Raw genomic sequence first — 25,900 nt, 5'->3', positions numbered from 1 at the left:
GTTGAGTGGGTACTTAACGGCGATCCCGTCCTAGAGACTTTGTTACAGGGCGTGCCAGTACGATCACGGCTGGCCACCGTTGACCGTTACAACCCGTCACAATTTCCTAGGAGAACCGAACGTTGGCGCACACCCCGGCTGTTGACCATGTCCTACGCGTACGCGTCGCGATCGTCACGTTCAAGTCGGCTGGATTCATAAGCCAATGTTTGGACTCGCTCAAGGCCGCGGCCGAAGAGCTTGAGGGACGAGCCGTACTCGACATACGGGTAGTCGACAACGCTAGTCAAGACGCAACCTGCGCCGTCATCGCACGCAACTATCCCGAAGTTCAGCTCGTGCGCAGCCCTACTAATGACGGTTTTGCTGTTTCAACGAATAGGTCTATTCGCGACCTCGATTACGATCTTGCCTTAGTGATCAACCCCGACACGGCGGTGCGCCCCGGAGTTCTTCCACAACTACTCGATGACCTTGAAGCTGATGCGCGAATCGGGGTGATTGGGTGTCGCCTCGAGCTTCGGGATGGATCGTTCGACCATGCAGCGAAGCGCAACCTGCCGCGCGTGGGAAGCTCCGTTCGCTATTTATTGGATAAGCTTCGAGGTCGTCAGAGCGGTTCGGACTACCTGGCGATTTCAGTCGGAGAGCACGCTCGTGGCGAGGTGGGGGCGATCAACGGCGCCTTCATGCTCATCCGTCGCTCCGCGCTCGAGACTGTCGGACTCCTCGACGAGGGCTTCTGGATGTACGGGGAGGATTTGGACTGGTGTAGGCGGTTCATCGAGGCAGGCTGGCGAGTATTTTATGACGGCACAGTCACTGCCCTACATCTGAAAGGGGCGAGTTCTGGCCGGTACCGATCGCTCAGTCTTGACTGGCAGTTCCACGCCAGCATGATCAGGTACTTCCGTCGTTCCCGTTCGACCGGCTGGGCCATTTTTGACCCGATCATTATAGCCGGTGTACTCACCCATCTTGTCGTGAGTCAGGTACGAAACATTCAGGCTCGGCATCGCATCGGACGGTCCGAGGACTCTGAACAAGACGGGCGAAGATTCATCGTGGACGCGCTTGCTTCGCCAGCCCAGGGCGGCGGTATGCGGATGCACGCGTACGAGACGATCGAAGCTTGGCAACGCCAATATCCGTCGGATAAGCTCATCGTGGTGGGGCCGCCGTGGACTCGACGGGACATTTCCTCGTCATTCAACACGCGCCATCTGATTTGGCCGAACGACAACTTTATTTTGCGGGTGCTTGGCGAGTTTATCGTCATACCTGTCATCGCAATGCTCTACCGTCGTCACGTCCTCGTCTCGCTCAGTCCAGTGATTTCCCCGCTTGCTCCTCGGGCCAGGGCGTTCTCGGTTGCGCATGACTGGCGACACTTGGTGAATCATCACGAATTCACTCGTGCTCAGCACCTGTACCGTCGCCAATGGCGCGCGTCGTTGAAACGGTCAAACATCATATTTGCGATTTCCGAGAAGACAGCTCGAGAGACCCGCGCGGTTGATCCGACGGCAAAAGTACTTGTCGTCGAGAACGGACGTGACCACCCTGCACGGTGGTCGGTCAAGAGGCGTCAGCGAGACGACCACGACACCAGGCTTCGTGTGGTCACCTTTGGCCACAAGAACAACAAGCGCCCCGAGTTGGTCATCGCGGCAGTGGCCGAGCTTGATGATGGGGATCGCCCCCTCTTGACAGTTCTTGGCGCCGTGGGCGAGTACCAGACTGAACTCGCCGCACTTGCCGCGAGGTTGGGAGTCTTGAACAATGTTAGCTTTCCAGGGTTTGTCGATGAGCTCGAGTATCGCCAACTTATTGCCGACGCGGACGTCGTCGCGTTCGCGTCGAGCGATGAGGGATTTGGGCTGCCCCTTGCCGAAGCAGAATGGTTCGGCGGACGTGCCTTGATTGCAACCGATAGCGGGTTGGGCGAGATCCACCCCGCGGCTGTGACTGTGCCGCCCACGCCGCAAGGCTTCGCGGAAGGCATGCGTGGCGCCGCGGTGATTCGTGACCCGGTTCAACCACCAGAAGTCTGGTCTTGGGGCGATGTCGTCACCAGTCTCCGTGACGCCGTGAACTCTGCAGGTGAAAACTCATGAGCAGGGTCCTCATCGTGTCGTCCGACCGCAGTGGCCCACAGGGGCTCGCAATCAACCTTGGCGATTGCCTGCTGTCAGACGCGTTGGCCGACCGCGTACGTGCGGCCGGCCACGCGGTTGAGGTTGCTGATTTCGGCTCCATGCCGCGCGCTGACGGTAGCCGGGTCATGCTCGCAGGGCTTGGCGACCTCGCTCGTGCGGTCCGGACCGCGGACCTGGTGCTGGTTGGCGGAGGCACAATGCTGCAGGACGACACACCAGAGAAGCGCCTCGGAGGTCTACCTCGTCTCTGCCTAGCGGTCGCCCTCGTAGCCGTGATTGCGAGGGTGCCCGTCGCCTACATCGCAGTCGGCTGTGATCCGGTGAAGCGGTGGGGACAGCGACTTGCCCTCACTACGGCGGTGCGCGTCGCCAAGGAAGTCTGGGTGCGGGACGCCCGCTCACAGGCGCGGGTCCGCGAGATGTTGCACCGACGTGCTGAGCTGGGTGCGGACGCCGCTCTGCTTCTTCGTACACGAGATGCAGGACTAACGCATAATCCTCGCGAGCGCAGCGGATGCGTCATTGCCCTCAATCGGGTCGACGCGGCAAAATTAGACGCAACGGTGGTTTCCGCGTTGGGGCGGCGCCACGGTGGTGTCACCTTCCTCTCCATGGACCAAGGTGAAAATGCAGATTCCGAGTCGCTCACGCCCGAGGCGGCCAAGGCCTTCGACACTCTGACGTCGAATCTCACCGTCGACGACGCGATCGGCGTCATTGCCTCCGCGCGTATGGTAATCGCGTCCCGTATGCATGCTCTCTACATTGCTGCTCTGACTGAAACTCCTATGACCGCGATCGGACGGGCGACAAAGGTCGCGGCGTTCGCCGATGAATTTCTTATCCCTGTCGCGGACGAGGTATCAGAACAGGCGGCGGGAACATTGGCTGATTCGGACGTACTGGGTGACGCTGTATCTCGCGCTGAATACTCCGTCGGCGCCGTTGTTGCTGGGCTCGAATCGAAGTTCAAGTCCGACCGGTGACGGCCTCACGTACGGGTACGCGGCAACTCGCCTCGCGCACGGTGATCGTGCTGAGCGCGTCGGTGTTTGCGCGAGTAGGGACATTGCTGTGGGCGGCGGCGTTTGGCCGCGCATTGCCGCATGACGTATACGTACAGATTCTCTACGCGGTCGGGGTGTCACTCGCAGTCCAAGTGATGCTCGACCTCTCCAGTCTCACGACCTACTTCCTTCGCACGAACGGCGAGTACGAAGGGCGGTCTCTTTGGGATCGCGGTGTCCAAGTCGGATCTGTCGTGTCCGTGCTCATCGTGGTGGCCACATGTGCGGCATCGGTGCTCGGCGCGGGTACACGGTCGGAAGTTGCGATGGCGATCGCTTCCATCGCAGCTCTTGCAGCCTCAGAGGGCTTTGCGCGCTATTTGCGGTGGGTATGGCAGGCAAATGCCCACTTCGGTCGTTATGCGTTTGTCGATGTGGCTATCGGTATGGAGCGCTTCTGTATTGCCGCGGCGGTATATTGGACAGGGTCCGTGGGGGTTCTGATTGGCGCGTCGCTTACGGCCGCGGCTGTTCTGCTCATACCGACCATGCTGGCGTCACGCCGCAACGCGAACACCCTGTGGACGTCTGGGGGCCAAGTCGGCTTGGGCGCGCTGATCCGTGAGAGCTGGCCCTACGCACTCTCGATTACCGCATCAAGCAGCTACTCACAGCTGCCGACTGTTCTCGTCGGCTTACGCGCGAGCGTTAGTCAGGGAGCGTTGTACACAGGCGTGACACGGGTTACGCAGCCTACCGAGCTCATACCCGGATCCATCGCCAACGTCGCCCTGCCGAGCCTGATATCGCAGCCGCTTGCCCGACGAAAGATCGCCACGGTACAAATTGCGGCAGCTTTGGCCGCAGGTGTCGCAGTTGCTATTGCCGCCGTAGCGACAGTACCCGAGATCTCGCGATTTCTCGTTCTGCCGGAAGCTCAAGTTAGCGCCATTCTCGTGATTCTTGTGCTAGACCTGCCCATTAAGTACGTCAACTACCAACTTGTTGCGCTCGCCGTCGCACAGGGTCGTATCAAGGCACGTCTCGCAGCGACGTGCGTCGTCGCTGCGCTGACCGCCGTCACGTTGTGGTTCACGACGCCATACGGTGGTCGCGCCGCTGCAATCACGGCTGTGGCCGCTGATGGTCTGCTGCTTCTCGCGCTGGTGGGATTGCAGTTTGCGCCGCGGCGCTCGCGGGCGCCGACTCCGCGAAACTAGCCGGCGAGGACGCGCGGTCCGTTGACTCGTCGGGCCCATTCAGCCCCGATCGGTTCATGCGCGTCCGCCACCGGGCGACCGGCCGTTCGATGGCGACGTGCATCACTGACGCGACAGCGATCGCAAGCACAAAGCTGACCGCAGCACGTGGGTACGTCCCGGGCACGGGCGTCTTCTCGATCAAGAAGATAATGATTCTGTGCACAAGATAAAAGCCGTAAGAAATTGTGCCAAGCCACACTACTGCGCGTAACTCCAGCAACCGCGTCGGCAGTCGCCGAGGCTCTCGCACAAGGGCGTCGAAAGCTAGCCAGCACGCGGCGGCCTCAAGCGTGTAGCCGATTGTCAGACCGAAAGGCAGTGGCATGATCCGAGCAATCGCGAATAGTATCGCGGCAGCGACGAGCCGCGTCCAGTACCCGCGTGAGCCCATCGGCGCTGAACGCCTGTCAAGCCATGGATTCGCCACCATTGCAAATATCGCACCGAGCAGGATGCCGTCTAAACGGGTGTCGGTTGAAAGGTATAGACGATCGTCGCTCGCGTTCAGGACGAACTCCAACACGCAGCGCCATGTCAGAATTATGGCGCAGAAGAAGGCTAGGATCAGACCGCGACGACGCCAACTACCCACCAGAGCAAGCAGGGCCAACAGAGCGAAAGGGAATAGTAAGTAGTAATGCTCCTCCACTGCGAGCGACCAGAACTGGTTGACCCCGGCGGGCAGGTTGTCACGCGAGCCAAAGACGATCCAGTAGTTCGCAGCAAACGCCGCCACGGCAACGACGCCTCCTGTGCTCATCGCTGGTTGCCGCAGCACTCCTGTGAGCGTCAGGATGACCGCGACAACCAACGTTACGTACATTGGCGGAAAGATTCGTAGCGCTCTTCTCGCGTAAAACTGTCGGATGGAAAAGTGGCCGGCGCGTGTCACCTCCGCCCGAAGCAGAGTTGTAATGAGATAGCCCGACAAGAAGAAGAAGATCGTGACGCCTGTAGCTCCGCGAATAAATTGCGGTAGGCCCGCGTGATCCATAAACACAAGGATGATTGCAATAGCACGGATTCCGTTCAGTGCAGGAATCGATGACCGCTTGGCTTCCCGCGCCGCTGCTGCCCCGCGCACTGTCACGAGGTTGAGGTAGTTGGTTGAGGTGCGTAGTAGCGTTCGTAATAGTATTCCGATGACCCCAGGCTAGAACCTCGGACCATGGACATGACCGCCCCGACCGGCACTACCCCGACATTCGTGAGATTGCCTAGCGCACGTGCGAGCTGATCGCGAGTGGTTCTGCCCGTGTGGACCGTGAGCAGAGCGGCGTCTGCAAGTGCAGCAATCTGTGCTCCGTCGGCAACGGGGAGTAGAGGCGCAGTATCGAGGATGACGAAGTCGACTGCCGACGCAACCTCATCGATGATCTGCTTGCACTTCTCGCTGGAGAGCAGTTCCGTCGGGTTGGGCGGGACTGCGCCGCAGGTCAGTACCGCAAGGTTTCGACCCGCGTTCTGAATGACGTCTTCGATCTCTGATTGCCCCGTGAACACATTGGTCAGTCCGACGTTGCCCACCAGACCCAGGCGCTCGGCGATCGTGGGCTTGCGTAGATCAAACTCGATTACGCACACCCGCAGGTCAGACTCTGCCAACGCTGCCGCAAGGTTTAGGGCGATGTGGGTTTTGCCCTCACCCGGCAGCGCGCTGTGCACGGACACCACCTTCGGCGGGTGGTCCACGTCAATGAACTGGAGGTTTGTTTTGAGCTGACGGAAGGCCTCGGCTCGACGCCCGTGGGGATCGCTCCGCAACGCGAGGACATTATCGGGGGCAGTCTTGTCCATGGGCACCGCGCCTAGGACGGCGAGATCAGACAATTCTGTCACTTCGGCGGCCGACTTCACGGTATTATCCGTAAATTGTCGCAGTACCGCCGCTACGGCGCCGAGTACAAGCCCGACCAGTAGGGCCAGCCCGAAATTAAGGAAGGGCTTGGGGGAGCTGGGGGATGTGGGGGCCACAGCCGGCTCGATGACCGTGAGATTGACCGGCGACGCGGTGGTGCCGCCGCCTGTTGCCTCCAGCTTGGTGATCGTCGTGACAAATTGATCGGCAACCGCATTCGCAAGTTTAGCGGCCTCGGAGCCCGACCGGTCCACTACTGCGATGTTGACAAGCGTCTTACCTGCCGGCGCAGTCGCAGTAATTTTCGCTTTAAGTTGGGCAGCCGTTATCGACAGCCGGAGCGAATCAACGACTGGCTGGGTCACCTTTGGACTCGTTGCAACCGCCGTATACGTTTGCACCCGTGATTGAGTGAAGGTGTTACCTTGCGCAATCACAGCGAGGTTGTCCGCATCCGCTGATGTGGATACAAAGATTTGCGTAGAGGCCACGTAGGTCTTTGTAGCGGTGAATGTAACGAACGCCGCGACCCCCAGGGAGACCAGTACGACGACTGCAGCGAACTTCCAGCGCCGACGGACCGCATTGATGTAATCCCTAAATCTCATGTACGAGCACCTCTCAAGGTTCGCGTTGCCACGGCAGCGTCGCCGCGCACCGAAGGGCCGGAACTCCTCACCCAGAACGCAGTAGCGAGCAGAACTAGGGCACCAATCACGGACAAGTAGCTGAGCCGGAAGAACACCGGGATCACGTCTGCGACGGCAAGGTAGACAACAACGGCGAGCAGCGCTCCTCCAGGTCCAACTTGGGCCACGATCCGGCGAAGTATCGCGGTCGTCAGGCCGGTCAGTACACCGCTCACGAAGCTCACGATGATTACGCCTGGCCAGCCAAAGCTCACTAAACCCCAGATGGGTGCTGGCAAACGCAGCCCTCCCGAGTTGATACTAGAAATGGATTGGGTTGGATTGACTACGCCGAGGGACCACACCGACGGGTTCCACCTAAAGTTGCCTGGGACCAAGCCACCGACCCACGTCAGGCCATGTGTGTACGAGGGGCGAGAAGTCCAAGCGGTAAGGAAGCCGAGTTGGTCGTGCACGTCGGGCGAGCCTGCAGCAATCTGCTGTAGCCAAGAGGTGCTCACAGCTGGCCCCTGCGTGAACGCAGAGAGCCCGACCGACGCGAGCAGGTAATATAGTCCGCTACCTAAGACGTAAACGCCGACTAGGACTAAGAAGTAGACGGACATTCCGCTAGCTCGAAACGCGATGAGCACTCCGGCGCAGACCAGCACTCCGCTCACTGCTGGGTCTCGCTGGAGCGAGATGAGCATGACAACCAGCGCCGCGGCAAAACCGGATATGTACGCAGGCGTGCGCCTACGCCATGCATACAGCGCGAGTAAAGGCAGAATCACGGCTAAGACAGTGGTGCAGAATCTGTAGAGAGGCGCAACCGGTGCATACGCAGCTGCATACTCGCCCTTGAAGAACTTAGCGGCGAACGGATCCGCGGCGAAGGCCGGAATGAAGCCCATGACCGAAAACGAGACAAGCATCCCGCCCACGGCGACAAAACCTAGAATGAGGATACGCGGGGGCGATATCAGAGACGCAACTTCTACCCTCGCTACCCACCGGCTCAAAGTCGGGCGGAGATCTGCGGCGTTTCCCAGGACAGCCCCAAGAATCGTTCCAAATGCCGCGAAAAGGAATCCTACAACGATGACCTTTGTGTACAAGTTCACTATGGTAGGTGACGCATCGTCAAGGATGTGCAGACCAAAAATGGGAAGAACATATGCAATCAAAGCAAAGGCTAGCTGGGCGTGCGCCGGAACGTTCCACCTGCTGGGCCATGGGATGTAAGAAACTACCGAAAGACCAACCAGTCCCGCGCACAGCAGGAATGGAATCAGATCTTTACCCAGCGGACTCGTTCCGGGTGCCGCCGCATCCGCGGTTGCCAAAAGCACACCCCAGACAACGACGGCAGAACCCCCCACTACCCCCAAGGCGGTCAGGGGGCGTTGCCACGCAGCGGTCATGGCAGTCCCGTCCTCTCGCCGCCCCCGTCCGAGGGCGCGTACTCCAGTTTGACGATCAAGAATCTCAGTGAGCCGCCGCAGGTTACCTGGCGAGAACCCCAGTGGAGAGCCGTCGTTCAGCGCACTCTGGGAGAGTTGCCTCGCCCATCTCTGCATTGACCATCCGCCGTAGACTCTTGGAGTGCGGGTCTGCGTCTACTGTGGTAGCTCGTCGACTGGGTCGTCGGGCCTGCGTGACACCGCTTCGTTGGTGGGAACCCGATTGGCCGATTGCGGGATCGGCCTTGTCTATGGTGGCGCGCGAGTCGGGCTCATGGGCGCCGTCGCCGACGCTGCGCTCGCCGCCGGCGGTGAGGTTGACGGCGTCATCCCGACCTCGATGATGACGCGCGAAATCGCGCACCGAGGACTCACCCGGCTGCACGTCGTCGACACCATGGCGCAACGCAAGGACCTCATGGCCGAACTCTCGGATGCCTTCGTCGTGCTCCCCGGTGGCATCGGCACCCTCGACGAATTCTTCGAGACCTGGACGCTGCACCATCTCGGCGAGCGGGTGAAGCCGATCGCGTTGCTCGACGTCGACGGCTTCTTCGCGCCCCTCCTGCGCATGATCGAGCACACGGTCGAGGCAGGGTTCCTCGCCCGCAGCACAGCGGACTCGCTGATCGTCGAGACCGACGTCGACGCCCTGCTCGACCGCCTCATGCCGGCGACCGGCACCACCGACGACGCGCTCGACGTCGTGGCGTGGGTGTTGGTGCGGGACGGGGCGCTGCTCGTCGCCCGCACCCGCGGCAGCGACGCCTTCTACGCCCCGGGCGGCAAGGTGGAACCGGGCGAGACGCAGGTCGCCGCGCTGGTCCGCGAGATGCGGGAGGAGCTCGGGGTCGAGGTCGACCCGCTCACGGTCACACCGCTCACCACGGTCACCGCCCCCGCCCACGGTGGCCATGCGGGACGCACCGTCCGACTCGCGTGCTTCACCGCCTCGACCCTCGCGGACTCACCCGAACCACGTCCCGCCGGCGAGATCGAGGAGCTCCGGTGGGTCCACGACGGCGACGGCACCGTCCTGGCACCCGCCAACCGGGTTCTGTTCGACCAGCTCCGCTCCCGCGGCCTGGTCTGGTGAGTCGTCGCACCAGACTCGTCGCGCGGTTCACGGCGATCGGGCTCGTGGTGCTCGCGGTCGGGTGGGCGGCCTGGGCACACGCGGTCATCCAGACCCCTCGCGTGGAGAACGCCGCACCGGTCGACGCGGTCCTGGTGCTCGGCGGCCTGGACGGCACCGCCCGCACCCAACGAGCACTGGACATGGCCCGGGGCGGGCTGGCCGACACCGTGATCCTGTCGATGCCCGTTGGCACCACCGACACCCTGGCGGTGGCGACCTGCGAGCGGCCGCCGGTCGACCTCGACGTGATGTGCTTCCGGCCCGACCCGTCGACCACGCGGGGCGAAGCCCGCGAACTGAGACGACTCGCCGAGCAGCACGGCTGGACGCGGGTGGCCGTGGTGACCTCGACTTACCACGTCTCGAGGTCGCGCATGATCATCGCGCGCTGCTACTCCGGCACGCTGCTCATGGTGCCGTCACGCGAGTCCACATCGGTGGCCATGTGGGCGTACCAGTGGCTCTACCAGACGGCGGGCTACGCCAAGGCCGAGGTGTTGCGCGGCTGCTAGCGGTCAGCCCCGGCGCGCCCAGGCGTTCGCCGACAGCTGGCGACGCCGGGCCGGAGCGACCGCGGGCTCAGGGGCGGACGCCTCGATCGGCTCGTTGTCGTCATCGTCGTCGTCCTCGGCCTGGTCGTCGGCCGGGGCCTCGGTGGCGACGGCCTCGACCGCGGCGACCGACGCCAGGACCTCAGGCTGCTGCTGCTCCACCGGCACGCCCGCGTCGACCGTCTCGGACTCGTCGACGACGGGCGGCGTGATCTCGGCGTCGTCGGTGGCGAGGGCGACGGCCGGCAGTTCCTCGGCCTCCAGCGCCGGGGCCGACACGGCGTCCTCGGCGTCGTCGGTGGGGGTCACAGAGCGACGCACGGCGATGGACACCTTGCCGCCCTCGAGGTCGATGCGGCGGCCGCCGGAGTTGTCGCCGATCTCCTCACGGGTCGACTGCAGCCGGCGCTTCTCGTCGTCCATGTGCCGCTTGCCCGGGTTGAAGAGGTTGTCCAGGCCCCACTGCGTCATGACGGGCGAGAGTACGCGGATCGTGAGCGCCCGGCCGCCCGTGCACGCTCGCCGGATGGAGTCGGAACGGGCGTCGGGTCAGCTACCGAGACGGTTGTAGTAGACCGTCGCCACCGAGTAGCCACCGACCTGCTGGGCCGGGTTGACGGTCACGTCGCGGACCGAGACGTCGCCGAGCCCTTCGAGGTGGTCGGCGAGCTGGCGCAGGAGGTCGGGGAGGTGTTCATCGCCCGCCGGGGCCGAGACGGAGAAGAAGAAGGTCGACACCCGGTCCTGTCCGTGGAACACGCAGCGGCACACTAGTGGAGGGAAGTCCGGCCATGCGAACGATTGCAGGTCGATGTGCGCAGCATCGCCGCCGCCTGTGAGACGAGAGGGACACCAGTGCAGATTCCGCAGATCTCGGTCGAGGAGTACGCGGCCATCCCCGCGGGCGAGGTCGTCCTGCTCGACGTCCGCGAACCCGAGGAGTGGGAGGACGGCCACGCGGCCGAGGCCGTCCACGTCCCCATGAACAGCGTGCCGGCCACCGTCGCCCACGATCCGGGACCCCTCACCCCCGACGCGAAGATCGTCGTGACCTGCAAGGCGGGCGGGCGCTCCGCCCAGGTGACGGCGTGGCTCAACCAGAACGGGTTCGACGCGGTCAACCTCGAGGGCGGGATGCTCGCCTGGGCGACGGCGCACCGCCCCATGGTGAGCGAGACCGGTGCGCCCCCGAGCGTGCGCTGACTCTTCCTGAGAGTTCACATTGATGTAACAGCTAGCGGTTGCCTGTCAAAACGGTGGCGATAGTCTGGCTCCGCGTCGCGACTTCACCCCCCATGTCCGTTTTCGCGTGTGACAACGCTTCCGGGCAACGTGTGATCCACACGACGTGTCGACCAGAAGTTGTTCCCGCGTAAGAGGTTGTAAGGCTTTCGCACACGACGTAACGTGCGATCGCACGCACCGTCATGGTTGATGGGTGATCCCCCCGATCAGTCGCCTCACCCGAACGGATGTCCCCGATGACCGAAGTCCTGCCAGACGCTGCTCGGGTCGCCCCCACGACCCTTGCGTCCGAGTCCCAGCAGGTGCTCGCGCCCCTCCCGGTCGGCAGCGCCCCCCACGCGCCGTGGCCCGGCCTGAAACGACGGTCGCCGTTGCGTCCGTGGGCGCGGCAGTACGGGGCCGGGTTGCTCAGCCTCGACCTCGGTCTCATCCTGCTCGCCGTCTCGGCCGCGTTCCTCCTGCGGTTCACCGCGCTCGACGGGACCGGGACGGGATCGGTGCAGTTCCTCGCGGTCTGCGCCGTCATCGTCGGGGTGTGGGTCGCGGCGCTCGGCGCGGTCGGTGCCTACGACGCCCGGCACGCCACCAGCGGGCCGGAGGAGTTCAAGCGGGTCATCATGGCCTCCGGCATCACCGCGGGCGCCGTCGCGATCGTCTGCTACGTGTTCCGGATCGAGATCGCCCGCGGGTTCGTGGCCGGCGCCATCCCCATCGGTGCCGCCCTGCTCCTGCTCGGACGCGTCCTGTCCCGCCGGGTCGTCCGCAGCCGCCGCGCCGCCGGCGAGTGGAACTTCCGCACCGTCGTGGCCGGCACCAGCGACAGCGTCCGGCACTTCGTCGAGGTCACCCAGCGCAACCCCGAGAGCGGCATGACCGTCATCGGCGCCTGCGTCGAGGACGCCGAGGTCGGCTCCGAGATCGCTCCCGGTGTGCCCGTGCTCTCCGGCGTCACCACCATCGCCGACGCCGCGGCCCACGCCGGGGCCGACGTCGTGGCCCTCGCCGGCTCCGGCCTCGGGCCCGGCCTGATCCGCGAGCTGGGCTGGTCGCTCGAGGGCAGCGGTCGCGACCTGGTGATGGTCCCCGGCCTCACCGAGGTCGCCGGCCCCCGCCTGCACGTCACCCCGGTCGACGGCCTGCCGATGATGTGGGTGGAGAAGCCCGTCCTACGGGGTTACAAGCGCATCCTCAAGCGCGGCTTCGACGTCGCCGTGGCCGGCACGATGCTGTTCTTCCTCGCCCCCGTCTTCGCGGTGATCGGGATGCTCATCAAGGTCGACAGCAAGGGCCCGGTGTTCTTCACCCAGACCCGCTTCGGCAAGACGGGCCGGGAGTTCCGGATCTGGAAGTTCCGCTCGATGGCCACCGGCGCCGACAAGCAGCACCTGTCCGTGATGACCGAGGCCGGCAGCGAGGAAGGCAAGCTGTTCTTCAAGGTCAAGGCCGACCCGCGCGTGACGAAGGTCGGCAGGGTCCTGCGCAAGCTCTCGATCGACGAGCTGCCCCAGCTCATCAACGTCGTGAACGGCACCATGAGCCTGGTCGGCCCCCGGCCGCAGTGCGACCACGAGGTCGCCGCCTACGACGGCGCGACCAGCCGCCGGCTGTTGGTCAAGCCCGGCATGACCGGCCTCTGGCAGGTCAGCGGACGTTCCGACCTCACGCCCGAGGACGGCGTCCGGCTCGACCTCTACTACGTCGAGAACTGGTCGCTCGCCATGGACTTCGCGATCATCGGCCGCACCGTCCACACCGTGCTCCGGGGCCACGGCGCGTACTGAGCGCCGCCGCGTTCCACGCTCCCCGGTTCGACGCCCGGCCCGGTTAGGCTCCTCACCGTGGTCGAGCCACGGCGCACGAGCCGGCTGATCCTCCCCCGCGGACGACCCATGGTCGTGGCGCACCGTGGCGCCTCGGCCAAGATCGCCGAGCACACGCTCTCGGCGTACGTCGCGGCGATCGAGACCGGGGCCGACGCGGTCGAGTGCGACGTCCGGCTCACGGCCGACGGCGTGCTGGTGTGCGTCCACGACCGGCTCATCGACCGGGTCTCGAACGGCCGCGGCGCGGTGAGCGAGCTGGAGCTGGCCAAGCTGCGCGAGATGGACTTCAGCTCCTGGCACGCCGAACTGCCCGACAACGCCGACGACCTCGTCGACGAGGAGCCCTCGGTCCAGAGCGTGCTCACGCTGGAGGAGCTGCTCGCCCTGCTCGCCGACGCCGGACGGCCGATGAGCGCGCTCATCGAGACCAAGCACCCGACCCGCTACGCGGGACAGGTGGAGAAGGAACTGGTCCGCATGCTGGAGCGGTTCGGGCTCGCGGGAGCGGACGCCCCACGGCTGGGACGGGCCGTGGTCATGAGCTTCGCCAAACCGGCGCTGCGGCGGGTGCGGCTGCTCGCACCCGAGCTGCCGTTGGTGCTGCTGGAGAAGAAGACCCTCAAGCCCAAGCGGGTCGACGGCTCGCTGCCCCGGGGCGTGCGCATCGCCGGAGCCGACCTGAAGCTGCTGAAGAAGGACGAGGACTACGTCGCCCGGGTGCACGCCCGCGGCAACCGGGTCTTCTGCTGGACGGTGGACGAGCCCGCCGACATCGATCTCGTGCTCGGGCTCGGCGTCGACGGTGTCATCAGCAACCGGCCGGGTGACGTGGTCGCCGCCGTGCGCGCCCGGGGCGAGGCCGCGAAGACGGGGTGATCCCCGGATCTTCACCCGGAAGACTTTTGCGCAGGAGCCTCACCCTGGGTTAACATCAGGGGCAGACCTTCCGCTCTGATCGGAGATGCGCCGTGTCCCGCTTCGCCCGCACCGTCGGTACCACCACCGCTGCCGTGGCCCTCACCGGTCTCGCGGTCTTCGGAGGCGCGGCGACCGCCTCCGCGGACCCCACTCCGGGCTACCCGGGCGGATACCCCGGTGGTTACACCGGCGGCGGCACCCCGGGCGGCATCGACACCACCAACCCGCGCCCCGGCGGGCCCGTGACCGTCACCGCCTCGTGCAGCAGCGGCGCGAACGCCACGCTCACCTTCGACGGCAAGCAGATCGGCACCGCACCGGTGAGCAACGGCACCGCCGTGGTCACCGGCACCGTCCCGGCCGGCGCGAGCGGCAGCCACACGGTCGTCGTCACCTGCGACAGCGGTCAGACCTACACCTTCGCGGTGACGGTCGGTGGCAGCTCCGGCAACCAGTCCGGCTCCCTCGCCTCGACCGGCGCCAAGGTCGCGAGCGTCACCGGCGGCGGGGTCGCGCTGCTCATCGCCGGCTTCGGCCTGGTCTACCTCGCCCGCCGCCGCAGCCCCGGCACCGCCGCCTGATCCTTGCCCGCACCGGACGACGACGCGGCCCCGCCGCCCCGTCCACCCTCCCGGCTCGTCCGCGGGGCCCCCTCGGCGACGTCACGTCCTGAGGGCGTCCCCGCCGACGCCGCGTCGGCGCGGCCCTGGCGGCGGCGGCCGGTCGTGATGGTGGGCGGTGGGGTCACCCTGCTGCTCGCCGTCGGACTGGTCTGGGTCGTCGTCACCGGCCTGCTCGCCCGCAACCAGCTCACGAGCGCGCGGTCCGAGGCGAGCGCGCTGCAGACGGCCCTCGCCCGCGGCGACGCCGACCAGTCCGACCTCGACGCCCGCATCCGCAGCATCGCGGCTCACGCCCACGACGCCCACCGGCTGACCACCGGGCCCGCCTGGGCGGTCACCGCGGCGCTGCCGTGGATCGGCCGCCCGGCCGAGGTGACCCGCGGGCTCACCGCCGCCGCCGACCAGCTCGCCGCGACGTCGCTGCCGGCGCTCGGTCGCGTCGCCGACCGGGTGGCATCGGGCGGCCTGCGCGACGGTGGCCGGATCGACCTGTCGGAGATCACCGCCCTCACGCCCGACGTCACGACCGCGGCGCAGGGTCTCGCGACCGCCCGCGCCCGGATCGACGGCCTGCCCGCCTCCACCTGGCTCGGCCCGGTCGACCGCGCCCACGACCAGGTGGCCGGGCAGATCGACGGGCTCGCCGCGAGCCTCGGCTCGGCCGACACCGCCCTGCAGGTGCTGCCCACCATGCTGGGAGCGAAGACCCCCCAGCGGTACTTCGTCGCGTTCCAGAACAACGCCGAGGCCCGCGGTACCGGCGGCCTGCCCGGGGCGTTCGGGATCGTCACCGCGGTCGACGGCACGGTCGCGTTCGAGCGCTTCGAGTCCGACGACGTCTTCCTCAAACCGGACCTCGTCGACGTCGACGGTGACGTCGACTTCGGCGACGAGCAGGCGGACTACCTCGCCCAGTACGGCAACGACCTGCCGTTCGGCGACTACCGCGAGAGCAACGAGAGCCCCCACTTCCCCTACGCGGCCCGGATCTGGGCCGCGATGTGGCAGAAGTACTCGGGCGAGAAGGTCACCGGCGCGGTCGCGGTCGACCCCACCGCGCTGAGCTACCTGCTCGCCGCCACCGGCCCGGTGGAACTGGCCGACGGCACGTCGTTGTCGTCCGCGGACATCGTGGCCGTCACCCAGAAGGACGTCTACGCGAAGTTCCCCGGGCTGGAACCGGCCGCGGTCGCCGCGCGCAAGGAGTTCCTGCTCGATGTGGCCTCGCGCACCGAGAAGGCGTTGCTCGGCAAGGGCGCCAACACCGCCGAGCTGCTCCGCGGCGCCTCGCGTGCGGCGTCGGAGCGGCGCCTGCTGGTGTGGAGTGCGGACCCGACCGTCGAGAACGTCCTCGCCGGCACCGCCATCGGGGGCGCCCTCCCCCGCACCGACCAGCCGTTCGGCCTGCTCACCGTGCTCAACGTCGCGGGCAGCAAGCTCGACTACTACCTCGACCGCCGCGTGAGCTGGACCAGCACCGGCTGCGGCGACACCCGCGACGTCACCGTCCGCATCACCGTCACCAACCGCGCGCCCGCCTCCGGACTGCCCGCGTACGTCATCTACCGCGCCGACGACCCACCCGCGGGCACGCCGGTGGGAAGCAACCGGTGGGTGCTGGACTGGTTCGCCACCGACGGCGCGCTGCTGCAGAGCATCCGGGTCGACGGCCGGCCGGGGGCGGCGATGGTCTACCAGCAGCGGGGCCACCCGGTGTTCCGCACCCTGCTCGAGACCGCGCCCGGTGATTCCCACACCGTCGTCCTGCACCTGCGCGAACCCCGCGGCACCCAGCCGGTCACACTCCTCGCCCAACCGCTCATCCGCCCGCTGGTCCAGAGCGCGTCCGGCGACAGCTGCTGAGAAGTCCCGACGGATGGTCTGCCGGGGTGGGCAACCGCTGCGGTGATCGCGCACCATGGCGTCCATGCCGTCGTCGCACCACGTGAGCTCCTGCACCGGCCGCCGCCCGGCCACCCGCTCCGCCCGCACAGCCGCCGCGGTCCTCGCCGCCGGCGCCTCCCTCGCGTTGGTCGCGGGGTGCGCGTCGTCGTCGACGGGCGGCACCGGCACGGCGGACGCGCGTGCGGCCGCTCCCGCGGCGGCCACCTCCGCCGCAGCGACGCCGACCCTCGTGGGCCTCGCCACGCGGGTCGCCACCGCGGTCTCCAGCGCGACCTCGGTCCACGTCGAGAGCGACCTGTCCGGGCTGTCGGTGCTGCCGGTCGCGGTCGGCACCGTCGAGGGCGACGTCGCGCTCGCCGGCGGCAAGCCGACGGCAGCCGACGGCAGCGCGGGCGGCTTCGGCCTGCGCTACGCGAACGGCAGCGCGTGGGTCCAGTTGCCGACGAGCTCCACCCGGTGGTGGCTGGTCTCCCCGGACTCGTCGAACCCGATGATCGCCGCGGCCGCCTCGAAGCTCGCCGCTGCCCGCGCGACGCTGATCGGTCTCGATCCCACCGCCCTGCTCGGCGCGGCCTCGGGCCTGCGCGAGATCGGCCCGGCCGAGGTGGGCGGCGTCGCCGCCACGCAGTACGCCTTCACCCTCGACCCGGAGGCGGTGGCCTCCGCCCTCGGCGTCACGCTGCCGGCGGGTGGCGCGAGCCCGGTGCCCGTGAAGCTCTGGCTCGACGCCTCCGACCGGCCGGTGCAGGTGACGGCCTCGCCCACCGTCCGAGGCACCGCCACCCCGCTGACCGTCACCCTCTCGGCGTGGGACGCGCCGGTGACCATCACCGCGCCCCCGGCCGCCCAGGTCGCATCGTGACGGTGGGGACCGACATACTGGCCGTGTGTTCGTGTTCGGTGTGGGTCTGAACAAGACCGGGACCACCTCGCTGGCAGCCGCCTGCAAGATCCTGGGCTTCCGCACCCTGCACCACCACGCGCTGCGCCTCTCCCCGGCCGAGATCAACGCCCGGCTGGACCGCGCGGCCGCGGAGCAGGTCTCACCGTTCCGTCACGCCGCCCGCCTGCGGACGTTCCGCGCCTTCTTCGACGTGCGGGCCGTGTCCCGCCACTTCGACCACCTCGACCGGCAGCTGCCCGGCAGCAAGTTCGTCCTGCACACCCGCGACGTCGAGGCCTGGCTCGACAGCCGGGCCCAGCACGTGGCGCGCAACGCGGAGTCCGGTCGCAGCGCCTGGACGGCCGAGGACCGTGAGGCGTCGCGCGCGCTGTACGAGCGCCAGACCGCGCGGGTCACCTCCTACTTCGCCGACCGCCCGGGCGACCTGCTCACCATCGACGTCACCGCCGGGCAGGGCTGGGACGTGCTGTGTCCGTTCCTCGGCGTCCCCGTGCCGGATCAGCCCTTCCCGTTCGCGAACCGCGCCCCGGGAAGCTGAGCCCTACCCTGTCGCTCGTGCTCCCCCGCCGCGACCGCAAGCGCGAGGTCGGCCCGCCCACCGAGGTCGTGCTGATCAGCGACGACCCGGCCGGGCGCGGCGGGATCGCCAGCGTCGCCCGCGGCATCGTCGAGGACCTCTCCCCGCTGCCGGTGGTCGTGCGGCCGTCCTACCGGCTCGGCGCCCCTCGGGGGGTCCGCGTGCGACTGTTCGCGGCCTCCGTCGCGTTCCTCGTCGGCCAGGCCCGACGCCGCCGGTCCACCAGCGTCGTCCACCTGCACCTCTCCCAGCGCGGCTCGTTCCTGCGCGAGGGCGCGCTGGTCGCTCTCGGTACGCGCCTCGGCTACCGGGTGGTGGTCACCCTCCACGGGAGCGGGTCGCGGGAGTTCCTTCAGGCTCATCCCCGCCTCACCCGAGCCGTCCTCCGGCGGGCCGACCGGGTGTACTGCCTGGGGCCGGCCCGCGCCGCGGACGTCCGCGCGATCACCGGCGTGCCCGCCGACGTGCTCAGCAACTACGTCCCGGTGCCGACCCCGGCCGAAGAGACAGCCCGGTCGCCGCGTCAGGTCGTCTTCGTCGGCGAGGTGTCCGAACGCAAGGGGATCGACGTCCTCTCCCGCGCGTGGGACGACATCCGCCGACGGGTTCCCGAGGCCTCCCTCGTCGTCGTCGGCACCGACGGCGGGGCGGCGGGCCTGCTCTCGGGTCGGCCAGGGGTGACGCTCGCCGGTCAGTTCACCCCGGCCGAGGTCGAGCGCATCGTCGGGTCCAGCGCACTGTTGGTGCTGCCCAGCCGGGCCGAGGGGCAGCCGATGGCCGTGCTCGAGGCCATGGCGGCCGGCACCCCGGTCGTGGCCACGGACGTCGGCGAGGTCGCCTGGACCGTCGGCGACGGCGGCCTGGTCGTCGCGCCGGGAGACGCCGGAGCGCTGGCCGACGCCGTGGTCCGGCTGCTCGCCTATGACGGGGAGCGCGCCACCCGCGGTCGGCGGGCGGCGGACATCGTCGCCGCCCGCTTCTCGACCCCGGTCGGACGGTCGCGGTACGCGGTCGTCTACGGAACTGCGGGTTCCGACACCGCCGCGAGACCGTAGCTGAGAGGTCGGGGACGCCGTGGGCCCGCTCGTTTATGGTCATCGGGTGTCGTCAGACGGGCGGGCAGCGGATCCTGCTGCGGCGCCGGCCGGGGGCACCTCGACCGGCGACCCGACCGTCAGCATCGTGCTGACGGCCCACGACGACGCCGACCGCATCGCCGCGACGATCGAGCAGGCCCTGGCCCAGGACTTCACCGACTTCGAACTCATCGTGGTCGACGACGCCTCGACCGACGGCACCGCCGAGATCGCCCGCCGCACCCTCGGGACGTCACCCCGTCACCAGGTGCTGGCCCTCCCCCACAACGGTGGCGTCGCCGCGGCACGGAACACCGCTCTGCAGCACACCCGCGGCCGGTTCGTGTGGTTCGTCGACAGCGACGACCGGTGGCCGGTGACCGCCCTGCGGACCCTCGCCGCCGCCGCCGGCCCCGACGTCGACGTCGTCATCGGCCGGGCTCAAGCCGTGCGGGCGGGTGCGCCCGCCGCCACCGCCCGGGTGGTCGACGGCCTCGACGAGGACAGCCGCCACCCGGCCGCCGACGTGGTCGACCTGATGGTGCGCGGGCGCATGCTCGGCTACCTCTGGAACAAGCTGATCCGACGGGCCGTGATCCCCGCCGACGCGTTCCCGACCACGATGACCTCGCGGTCGGACTGTGCCGGGTTCCTCGCGGCGCTGCAGGGGAGCGGAACCGTCCGCCTCGTGCCGGACGTCGTGTACACCCACGTGCTGCGCCCGGGCTCGATCACCACGAGCAGTGCGGTGGATCTCTCGAACCTGCTGACCGTCAGAGACGCCATCCGGGACGCCGCCCTCGCCTCCGGTCGTTACGACGCGTCGTCGCCTGCACTCGTCCTGCTCGACCACTGGTGCGTCTACGCCAACATCATCTCGACGGCCTCGCGGGTCGGCAGTACGGACCCGGCGGCAGCGGAGCTCGTCACCTGGGCCGCCGCTCAGATCACCCCCCGGAGCCTGCTCACCGTCGCGCGGGTCTCACCGCGCACGGCGCTGCGCTGCGCCGGGCTCCGCTACGCCGGCGGGGCGGCACCGGCCCTGCGTCGGGGCCGCGACCGGGTCCGCGGCATGCGCCTGGCGCCGCGGACGGCCGGCACTCCGCGATGACCACCACCTCCGCCCGGGTGACCAGGGGCGCTGCTGTTCCGGCGACCACGCCCTCCGTCGCCCGGCCTCCGGCCGACCTGTCCGAGGTCGACATGTCCCGTGTCGACCTGTCCGACGACGAGCTCGGTCGCTCGTCCGTGGTCGCCGTGGTCACCGGCTTCGTCCTCCTGCCCGCGGTGCTGTACCTGCTCGCGTTCGGGGCCGCCACGGGACCCCTGGCCGCGGTGGCGACCACCGGCACGCTGGTGCTGTTCATCTACGCGGTCTCCCTCGTGAGTCCCGTGCTCACGGTGTGCGCGATCGGCGGGGTCATCCTCTGGCAGAACACCGCGCTGGGCCTGCTGTCCGGCGTGTTCGGCACCGACGCGCCCTTCGAGGCCATCGAGGTCAAGACGATCTTCCTGTTCACGGTGGCGGCGGCGGCGCTGGTCTCCCACGGCGGCGAACTCCGCCGGATCGTGGCGTTCCGGTGGTTCGTCCCGCTGGCCCTGCTGCTCGCGGGGAGCCTGCTGCTCAACCCCGACCTCGCGGCGGTGGCGTACCTGCGCAACTTCACGACGATCATCACCGTCCCGATCGTCGGCATGTGGCTGACCACCCGCCTCGGGTGGCCAGCCACGCGGATCGTGTTGATCCAGATGGCGAAGGTCTCGCTGATCGTGCTGGCCCTCGGCGCGCTGGGTGAGCGGATCCTCGGGACCGATGCCTGGCGGGAAGCACTGAACAGCAAGTCTCTGTCGAGCCTCAACGGCGTGTCGCAGTCCACGACCTTCTTCTTCTTCCGCCTCCCGCGCAGCGGGTCGTTCGCCATCGAACCGGTCCTGGCCGCGTTCCTCGTGGGCGGCGCCGTGCTCGCCATCGTGTTCCTGGAGCGCCGGCTGACCGCGGGCTGGCTCCTCCTCGGTGTCGTCCTGCTCCTGCTCACCGCGGGCAAGGGCGCGACGGTCATGGTCGTGATCGCGCTCGTGGTCCGGGGGCTGCCCGCTCTCTGCCGGTTCGTCCAGCGCCACGGGGCGGTGAGCACCGTCGGCCTGTGGTCGGCGATCGCCGTCGGCGGCCTCGCCTACATCGCCGTGGCGCTGAGTCCGCGGTTCGCGGTCGGCCTCGCCACCCACCCCAACGCCTACCTGCGCGGCGGCAACAGCGCGGTCTTCCACATCGCCGGGTTCATCCTGGCCCTGCGCGACTCCGTGACCCATCCCGTCGGCTTCGGCCTGGGCGAGGGCGGCAACCTCACCCGGGCCCTCGACAAGGAGAGCCTGGTCGGCAAGAACATCCGCGTCGGTGGCGACACCGCGCTGGGCGCGATGCTCTACCAACTCGGACTCATCGGCGCCGGGGCGTACGTGGCCGCCTGTACCGGTATCCTCCGGGCGGTCGACCGCCACCGTTGGCAGCTCGTCACCGCGGTCCCGTTGTTCGTGGCGTGGGTGGCGGGCTGGGTCTACCAGGAGGAGATCAGCGCTCCGGCCGAGGCCTTCCCGATCCTCATCGTGGTCGGCGCCGTCCTCGCCGTGCGTGGTCCGCAGCAACCGGCCCCGCCGGTGGAACAACAACCCCACGGCAGGCTGTCGTGGGCCGGAGGGAACGGATAAGCGTGGAACTGCGCACCCTGCTCAAGACGCTGCTGACACGCTGGAAACTCATCGTGGTGTTCGTGCTGCTCGGCCTCGGCGCCGGTGTCGCCCTGACCGTGACCGCCACGCCGCAGTACCAGTCGAGCGCGCAGTTGTTCGTCTCGACCAACAACGTCGAGGGGAGCAACCAGGTCAACCAGGCCCTCACCGGCAACAGCCTCGCGGCCGACCTCGTGCAGTCCTACGTCGGCGCGATCCAGAGCGATTTCATCGCCGTGCCGGTCGCGACGGATCTGAACTTGTCGTACGGACCATCGGGCCTGCTGAAGCGCCTGGATGTCACCGCCCCCAACAACCGGGTGCTGATGACCATCACCTACACCGACACCAATCCCCGGCGCGCCGCGGACGTGGCGAACGCGATCGCCAAGAAGTTCCAGAGCGGAGTTGGCACGCTCCAAGCGACGCCCGGCACCTTGCCGACGGACACGACGAGCGCTTCCGCGTCCCCGGGCGCGACTCCGACCACGACCGCGGCCCCTGCGGCCGCTCCCACGGGTCTGGTCAAGGTCACCGTCCTCTCGACCGCCGTCGCGAACGGCACGCCGATCTCGCCGAACCGGACCACCAACCTCGTCATCGGCATCGCGGGAGGCCTGATCCTGGGCATCGCGATCGCACTGCTGCGCGACTACTTCGACACCCGGGTCAAGGACCCGCGCGTGCTGGAGGATCTCGCCGCCGCCCCGCTGATGGCCGTGGTGTCGTTCGACCGGTCCGCGCCCGACCGCCTCATCGCGATCCGCGAGGACCCGCACGGCTCGCGCGCCGAGGCGTACCGCCAACTGCGGTCGAACCTGCAGTACCTCGACGTCGACTCGGTGCCGCGCATCATCGCGGTGACCAGTTCGCTCGCCGGTGAGGGCAAGACCTCCACGGCGATCAACCTCGCGGCCTCGATCGCCGAGGCCGGCAACCGGGTCTGTCTCGTCGAGGCCGACCTCCGCCGCCCGACGATCGCGAAGGTCCTCGGCCTGGTGAGCGACGTCGGGTTCACCACGGCCCTCACCGGCAAGGCCGAGATCGAGGACGTCCTCCAGAACGCCGGGAGCAACCTCGCCGTCCTCACCGCCGGTGAGATCCCCCCGAACCCGACCGAGCTGCTGGTCTCGCGCGGAGCCCGCTCGATCATCGACTACATCGCCGACCACTGCGACTACGTCGTCATCGACGCCGCACCGCTGCTCCCGGTCGCCGACGGCATGGAGGTGGCGTCGATGGCCGACGCCACCCTGTTCGTCGCGCGCGCGGGCACCGTGCGGCGGGAGCAGGTCCGGCGGTCGATGGAGACGCTGCGCCGGGTCGGCGTCACCCGCATCGGTGTGGTGCTCAACGGCCTGAGCGCCAGCCGCAACACCAGCGGTTACAACTACGCGTACTACTACACCGCCCAGGACTCGAAGGACTCCGGCCGCGAACGCAAGCACGCGGAACGCGCGCGCCTCGCGGCTGAGGCGGTGGAGGCCAACGCCGTGGCGGAGAAGAAGGACGCCGCCACTCCCCTGGACGAGACGGGTGCCCACACGCGCGAGCTCGACGTCTTCGTGACACCGCGCGGAACGGCTGTCGACGCCGACAGCGACTCCACCCAGTCGTAGGGGAAACCCCGTGCTCGTCGAGACCGCCCCCGCACACCCACCGCGCCGGCGGCGGAGGGGACGACGCCTGGCCTGGGTGGCGGTGGCGGTGCTCGTGACCGCGATCGGTCTGCTGGCGCCCGTGGTGTACGACCACGTGAACACACCACCCCCGGTGCCCGTCACCATCGACCTGGGGAGTCAGCCCGAGGGGACGATGCCCGAGTCGTACGCGGGTTTCTCGTTCGAGAAGACCGATCTCAAGAGCGGGCTGTTCGCGCCCGGGTCCGAGCTGGCCGACGTGTTCACCTCGCTCGGTCCGCAGGTCCTGCGCATCGGGGGCAACTCGGCTGACCGGTCGAGTACGCCGGGGCGGCTGCCGGGGACCAGCGGGGGCGCGTACGTTCCCGATGCCTCCGTGCTGTCCGACCTCCACGAGTTCCTCGAGCAGACGAAGTCGACCGCCATCTACACGATCGCCCTGCAGAACAACACCGCGAGCAACGCCGCCAGCGAGGCCGACACCGTCGCCCGGGCGCTGGGTTCCACGCTGGCCGCCTTCGCGATCGGCAACGAACCCGACCTGTACAAGACCGACCTCCCGGCCCAGCCCTGGACCCCGCAGAGCTACGTCGGTGCAGCGGCTCCCCTCGACGCAGCGGTCGAGTTGGCGGTACCCGGCGCTGAGATCGTCGGACCCGACGCCGCGGGCACCTCGTGGTTCCCGCAGATGCCTGCGGCCATCAGCCGTTTCCACGCGATCACCCAGCACTACTACTCGCTGGGCTGCAAGTCCTCGGGGGACAAGGAGCAACAGCGCGACCGGTTGCTCTCCAACGCCGCGACCGGTCTCGACGCGACCAAGATCGCCCAGCTGACCAAACAGGCCGCGGCGTTGGGCAAGCCACTCTGGCTGGACGAGGCGAACTCGACCTCGTGCGCCGCCGACACCGACCAGCTCGCCAACACCGGCGCGGCCGCCTTGTGGGCCGTCGCCTTCATGTTGAGCACGGCGAAGGTCGGCGTGGTCCACGTCGACTTCCACTCCTCGCTGAACAGCTGCAAGAGCTTCTCGCCGGTGTGCGTCGACAGCAAGGACAACTCGCTCCGGGGTCAGCCGTTGCTGAACGCCATGCGCCTGGTGGGGCTGGTGGGATCGGGGACCTTCCTGCCGACCACGACCACACCCGCGTCGTCGCAGACCCCGAGCTGGGCGGTCCGTCACTCCGACGGCTCGGTGACGATGCTCGTGCTCAACCTGACGGCGAAGGCTCTCTCCGTCACCGTTCCCGGCGTGTCCTTCGTGGGCGCGGCGAGTCTGGACGCCAGCTCGCTCGCCGGACGGGTGACCTCCGTGAACGGCACCTCACAGCCGGGTCCAGGGGTTGCGGCGCACGTGGAACCGCTGACGGGTCGACCGACCACCGTGACGGTCGGGGCCTACTCGGCGTCGGTCCTGACCCTGCCGTCCTGAACGGACTCCTCGACGTTCGTCTCGGAGGGGAGGTTGACGCGTCGGAGGGCGGCCGTGATGGTGTCGGCGTCGAGATCGGGCGCCTCGACGACCTCGGCGAGCCCCAACCGTTGCAGCAGGCCACAGATCTGCGCCTGGTGGTCGTCCACGTGCTCGCCCCGCGCCCGCCGCCGCGGCACCACCACGGGGTAGATGCCGCGGTCGACCATCTTCAGCACGGAGCCGACGCCGGCGTGCGTGACCACGACGTCGGCCTGTTCGAGCTGGTCGTCCATCCCGCGCCCGTCGAGGTAGTCGACCACCTGACCGGGGAGGTCGGTGCGGCCGCCGCTCTCGCCCACCTGCCAGGTGGTCCGGGTGTCGGCGAACGGTGTGTCCCGCACGGCGTCGAGGAGGCTGTCGAACCGGTACGGCCGGATCGTGCCGAGCGTGACGAACAGCCGCGGGTTCTCGACCGTGGGAGCCTCGACGGGCTCGCTGCGGTAGGTCGCGAACACCGACGCCGTCGGCTTCCACCGGCGCCGCGCCCACGACTCGTGCTGGGTCCGCAGTTGCACCATGTGCGAGGCCGCCAGGATCCGGCCGGTGAGCGAAGGCCCGTCGGTCCGCGAGACGCTCTCGATGTAGGTCGCGGGGAGCCCGCGCAGCCGCAGCGCCGGCAGCACGCCCACCGCCACCGCCGCGCCGGTGCTCACGACGTGGTCGTACTGCGAGACGTCGATGCGGCGCAGGACCGCGGCGAGCGCGCGGATCGTTCCGGCCCAGTCGCGCGGTGCCACGTACGGGACGAAGAAGCACCGCTTGCCGGCGAGCAGGGAGCGGCTCTGAACGGAGTCGAACGTGATCCACAGGGACTCGTCGTCGACGTCGAAACGGGTGCTGATGCGCGCCAGTTGTTCGAGGTGCCCCCCTGTCGAGGCGACGAACAGGAACCGCACAGCCGGTATGGTAACCGCGGCGTAC

23 protein-coding genes are annotated in these 25,900 nt (G+C 68.0%); 17 read left to right on the top strand and 6 right to left on the bottom strand.

The window, feature by feature from the left end; all coding sequences use genetic code 11:
* The first annotated feature begins 122 nt into the window (after positions 1-122).
* Genes ACXR2U_RS08750 through ACXR2U_RS08740 form a run of 3 tightly spaced genes read left to right on the top strand, consistent with a single transcriptional unit; the run spans position 123 to position 4,386 of the window.
* Complete coding sequence (locus ACXR2U_RS08750) at positions 123-2,117, top strand: glycosyltransferase (protein ID WP_458824588.1); 1,995 nt, start codon at positions 123-125, stop codon at positions 2,115-2,117.
* Positions 2,114-3,145, top strand: a complete 1,032-nt coding sequence (locus ACXR2U_RS08745) for a polysaccharide pyruvyl transferase family protein (RefSeq protein WP_458824587.1) — start codon at positions 2,114-2,116, stop codon at positions 3,143-3,145. Before ACXR2U_RS08750 ends, ACXR2U_RS08745 begins: the two co-directional genes overlap by 4 nt.
* Before the next feature lie 41 nt (positions 3,146-3,186).
* Positions 3,187-4,386: a polysaccharide biosynthesis protein gene (locus tag ACXR2U_RS08740; protein WP_458824586.1), complete on the top strand. Its 1,200-nt coding sequence runs from the start codon at positions 3,187-3,189 to the stop codon at positions 4,384-4,386.
* Here the strand turns inward: ACXR2U_RS08740 and ACXR2U_RS08735 are convergent.
* From ACXR2U_RS08735 to ACXR2U_RS08725, 3 genes are read right to left on the bottom strand one after another with little or no spacing between them, the layout of a single operon-like run.
* Positions 4,292-5,518, bottom strand: coding sequence for an acyltransferase family protein (locus ACXR2U_RS08735; RefSeq protein WP_458824585.1), 1,227 nt, complete (start codon positions 5,516-5,518; stop codon positions 4,292-4,294). The genes ACXR2U_RS08740 and ACXR2U_RS08735 overlap by 95 nt on opposite strands.
* The gene (locus tag ACXR2U_RS08730) at positions 5,515-6,894 is read right to left on the bottom strand and encodes a tyrosine-protein kinase domain-containing protein (protein ID WP_458824584.1); all 1,380 of its coding nucleotides are present in this window, start codon (positions 6,892-6,894) and stop codon (positions 5,515-5,517) included. The genes ACXR2U_RS08735 and ACXR2U_RS08730 overlap by 4 nt, the downstream gene beginning before the upstream one ends.
* The gene (locus tag ACXR2U_RS08725; protein WP_458824583.1) at positions 6,891-8,339 is read right to left on the bottom strand and encodes a hypothetical protein; all 1,449 of its coding nucleotides are present in this window, start codon (positions 8,337-8,339) and stop codon (positions 6,891-6,893) included. Before ACXR2U_RS08725 ends, ACXR2U_RS08730 begins: the two co-directional genes overlap by 4 nt.
* Positions 8,340-8,520: 181 nt before the next feature.
* On the opposite strand from ACXR2U_RS08725, the gene ACXR2U_RS08720 reads away from it, so the two are divergent.
* Together ACXR2U_RS08720 and ACXR2U_RS08715 are read left to right on the top strand one after the other, a co-directional pair.
* Positions 8,521-9,474, top strand: coding sequence for a TIGR00730 family Rossman fold protein (locus ACXR2U_RS08720; RefSeq protein WP_458824582.1), 954 nt, complete (start codon positions 8,521-8,523; stop codon positions 9,472-9,474).
* Positions 9,471-10,028 (top strand): YdcF family protein, encoded by a 558-nt coding sequence (locus ACXR2U_RS08715; RefSeq protein WP_458824581.1) that lies wholly within the window; start codon positions 9,471-9,473, stop codon positions 10,026-10,028. The genes ACXR2U_RS08720 and ACXR2U_RS08715 overlap by 4 nt, the downstream gene beginning before the upstream one ends.
* Before the next feature lie 3 nt (positions 10,029-10,031).
* On the opposite strand, the gene ACXR2U_RS08710 is transcribed toward ACXR2U_RS08715, so the two are convergent.
* Positions 10,032-10,538, bottom strand: coding sequence for a DUF6191 domain-containing protein (locus ACXR2U_RS08710; RefSeq protein WP_458824580.1), 507 nt, complete (start codon positions 10,536-10,538; stop codon positions 10,032-10,034).
* Positions 10,539-10,616: 78 nt separating this feature from the next.
* Positions 10,617-10,826, bottom strand: a complete 210-nt coding sequence (locus ACXR2U_RS08705) for a hypothetical protein (RefSeq protein WP_458824579.1) — start codon at positions 10,824-10,826, stop codon at positions 10,617-10,619.
* Between the two features lie 96 nt (positions 10,827-10,922).
* Here ACXR2U_RS08705 and ACXR2U_RS08700 point away from each other — a divergent pair, with 96 nt between their 5' ends.
* From ACXR2U_RS08700 to ACXR2U_RS08645, 12 genes are all read left to right on the top strand, one after another.
* Positions 10,923-11,270, top strand: a complete 348-nt coding sequence (locus ACXR2U_RS08700) for a rhodanese-like domain-containing protein (protein WP_458824578.1) — start codon at positions 10,923-10,925, stop codon at positions 11,268-11,270.
* A 278-nt stretch (positions 11,271-11,548) separates the two neighbouring features.
* On the top strand, positions 11,549-13,093 hold the full coding sequence (locus ACXR2U_RS08695) for a sugar transferase (RefSeq protein WP_458824577.1): 1,545 nt from the start codon (positions 11,549-11,551) through the stop codon (positions 13,091-13,093).
* 108 nt (positions 13,094-13,201) lie between these two features.
* Positions 13,202-14,011: a glycerophosphodiester phosphodiesterase gene (locus tag ACXR2U_RS08690; protein WP_458824616.1), complete on the top strand. Its 810-nt coding sequence runs from the start codon at positions 13,202-13,204 to the stop codon at positions 14,009-14,011.
* Between the two features lie 92 nt (positions 14,012-14,103).
* On the top strand, positions 14,104-14,634 hold the full coding sequence (locus tag ACXR2U_RS08685; protein WP_458824576.1) for a hypothetical protein: 531 nt from the start codon (positions 14,104-14,106) through the stop codon (positions 14,632-14,634).
* A gap of 3 nt (positions 14,635-14,637) precedes the next feature.
* The gene (locus ACXR2U_RS08680; protein ID WP_458824575.1) at positions 14,638-16,539 is read left to right on the top strand and encodes a DUF4012 domain-containing protein; all 1,902 of its coding nucleotides are present in this window, start codon (positions 14,638-14,640) and stop codon (positions 16,537-16,539) included.
* Between the two features lie 64 nt (positions 16,540-16,603).
* Positions 16,604-17,443 carry a LolA-like protein gene (locus ACXR2U_RS08675; RefSeq protein WP_458824574.1) on the top strand — a complete coding sequence of 280 codons (840 nt, stop codon included), beginning with the start codon at positions 16,604-16,606 and terminating at the stop codon, positions 17,441-17,443.
* 25 nt (positions 17,444-17,468) lie between these two features.
* The gene (locus ACXR2U_RS08670; protein ID WP_458824573.1) at positions 17,469-18,023 is read left to right on the top strand and encodes a sulfotransferase family protein; all 555 of its coding nucleotides are present in this window, start codon (positions 17,469-17,471) and stop codon (positions 18,021-18,023) included.
* Between the two features lie 17 nt (positions 18,024-18,040).
* Complete coding sequence (locus ACXR2U_RS08665) at positions 18,041-19,117, top strand: glycosyltransferase family 4 protein (RefSeq protein ID WP_458824572.1); 1,077 nt, start codon at positions 18,041-18,043, stop codon at positions 19,115-19,117.
* 46 nt (positions 19,118-19,163) lie between these two features.
* Positions 19,164-20,249 (top strand): glycosyltransferase family 2 protein, encoded by a 1,086-nt coding sequence (locus ACXR2U_RS08660; protein ID WP_458824571.1) that lies wholly within the window; start codon positions 19,164-19,166, stop codon positions 20,247-20,249.
* Positions 20,246-21,844 (top strand): hypothetical protein, encoded by a 1,599-nt coding sequence (locus ACXR2U_RS08655; protein WP_458824570.1) that lies wholly within the window; start codon positions 20,246-20,248, stop codon positions 21,842-21,844. Before ACXR2U_RS08660 ends, ACXR2U_RS08655 begins: the two co-directional genes overlap by 4 nt.
* A gap of 2 nt (positions 21,845-21,846) precedes the next feature.
* Complete coding sequence (locus ACXR2U_RS08650) at positions 21,847-23,484, top strand: tyrosine-protein kinase domain-containing protein (protein WP_458824569.1); 1,638 nt, start codon at positions 21,847-21,849, stop codon at positions 23,482-23,484.
* A 10-nt stretch (positions 23,485-23,494) separates the two neighbouring features.
* Complete coding sequence (locus tag ACXR2U_RS08645) at positions 23,495-24,937, top strand: hypothetical protein (RefSeq protein WP_458824568.1); 1,443 nt, start codon at positions 23,495-23,497, stop codon at positions 24,935-24,937.
* Here ACXR2U_RS08645 and ACXR2U_RS08640 read toward each other — a convergent pair.
* Positions 24,904-25,875, bottom strand: coding sequence for a glycosyltransferase (locus ACXR2U_RS08640; RefSeq protein ID WP_458824567.1), 972 nt, complete (start codon positions 25,873-25,875; stop codon positions 24,904-24,906). The two genes, ACXR2U_RS08645 and ACXR2U_RS08640, sit on opposite strands and share 34 nt — an antisense overlap.
* Positions 25,876-25,900: the final 25 nt, after the last annotated feature.

It is taken from the genome of Jatrophihabitans sp. YIM 134969, from assembly GCF_054456675.1.
This window is presented reverse-complemented; position numbering and strand designations above follow the sequence as displayed.

Coding starts and splice junctions, on each gene's coding strand:
- ACXR2U_RS08745 (WP_458824587.1), top strand. CDS start 2,114: ATGAGCAGGGTCCTCATCGTGTCGTCCGACCGCAGTGGCCCACAGGGG.
- ACXR2U_RS08730 (WP_458824584.1), bottom strand. CDS start 6,894: ATGAGATTTAGGGATTACATCAATGCGGTCCGTCGGCGCTGGAAGTTC.
- ACXR2U_RS08725 (WP_458824583.1), bottom strand. CDS start 8,339: ATGACCGCTGCGTGGCAACGCCCCCTGACCGCCTTGGGGGTAGTGGGG.
- ACXR2U_RS08710 (WP_458824580.1), bottom strand. CDS start 10,538: ATGACGCAGTGGGGCCTGGACAACCTCTTCAACCCGGGCAAGCGGCAC.
- ACXR2U_RS08695 (WP_458824577.1), top strand. CDS start 11,549: ATGACCGAAGTCCTGCCAGACGCTGCTCGGGTCGCCCCCACGACCCTT.
- ACXR2U_RS08690 (WP_458824616.1), top strand. CDS start 13,202: ATGGTCGTGGCGCACCGTGGCGCCTCGGCCAAGATCGCCGAGCACACG.
- ACXR2U_RS08675 (WP_458824574.1), top strand. CDS start 16,604: ATGCCGTCGTCGCACCACGTGAGCTCCTGCACCGGCCGCCGCCCGGCC.
- ACXR2U_RS08655 (WP_458824570.1), top strand. CDS start 20,246: ATGACCACCACCTCCGCCCGGGTGACCAGGGGCGCTGCTGTTCCGGCG.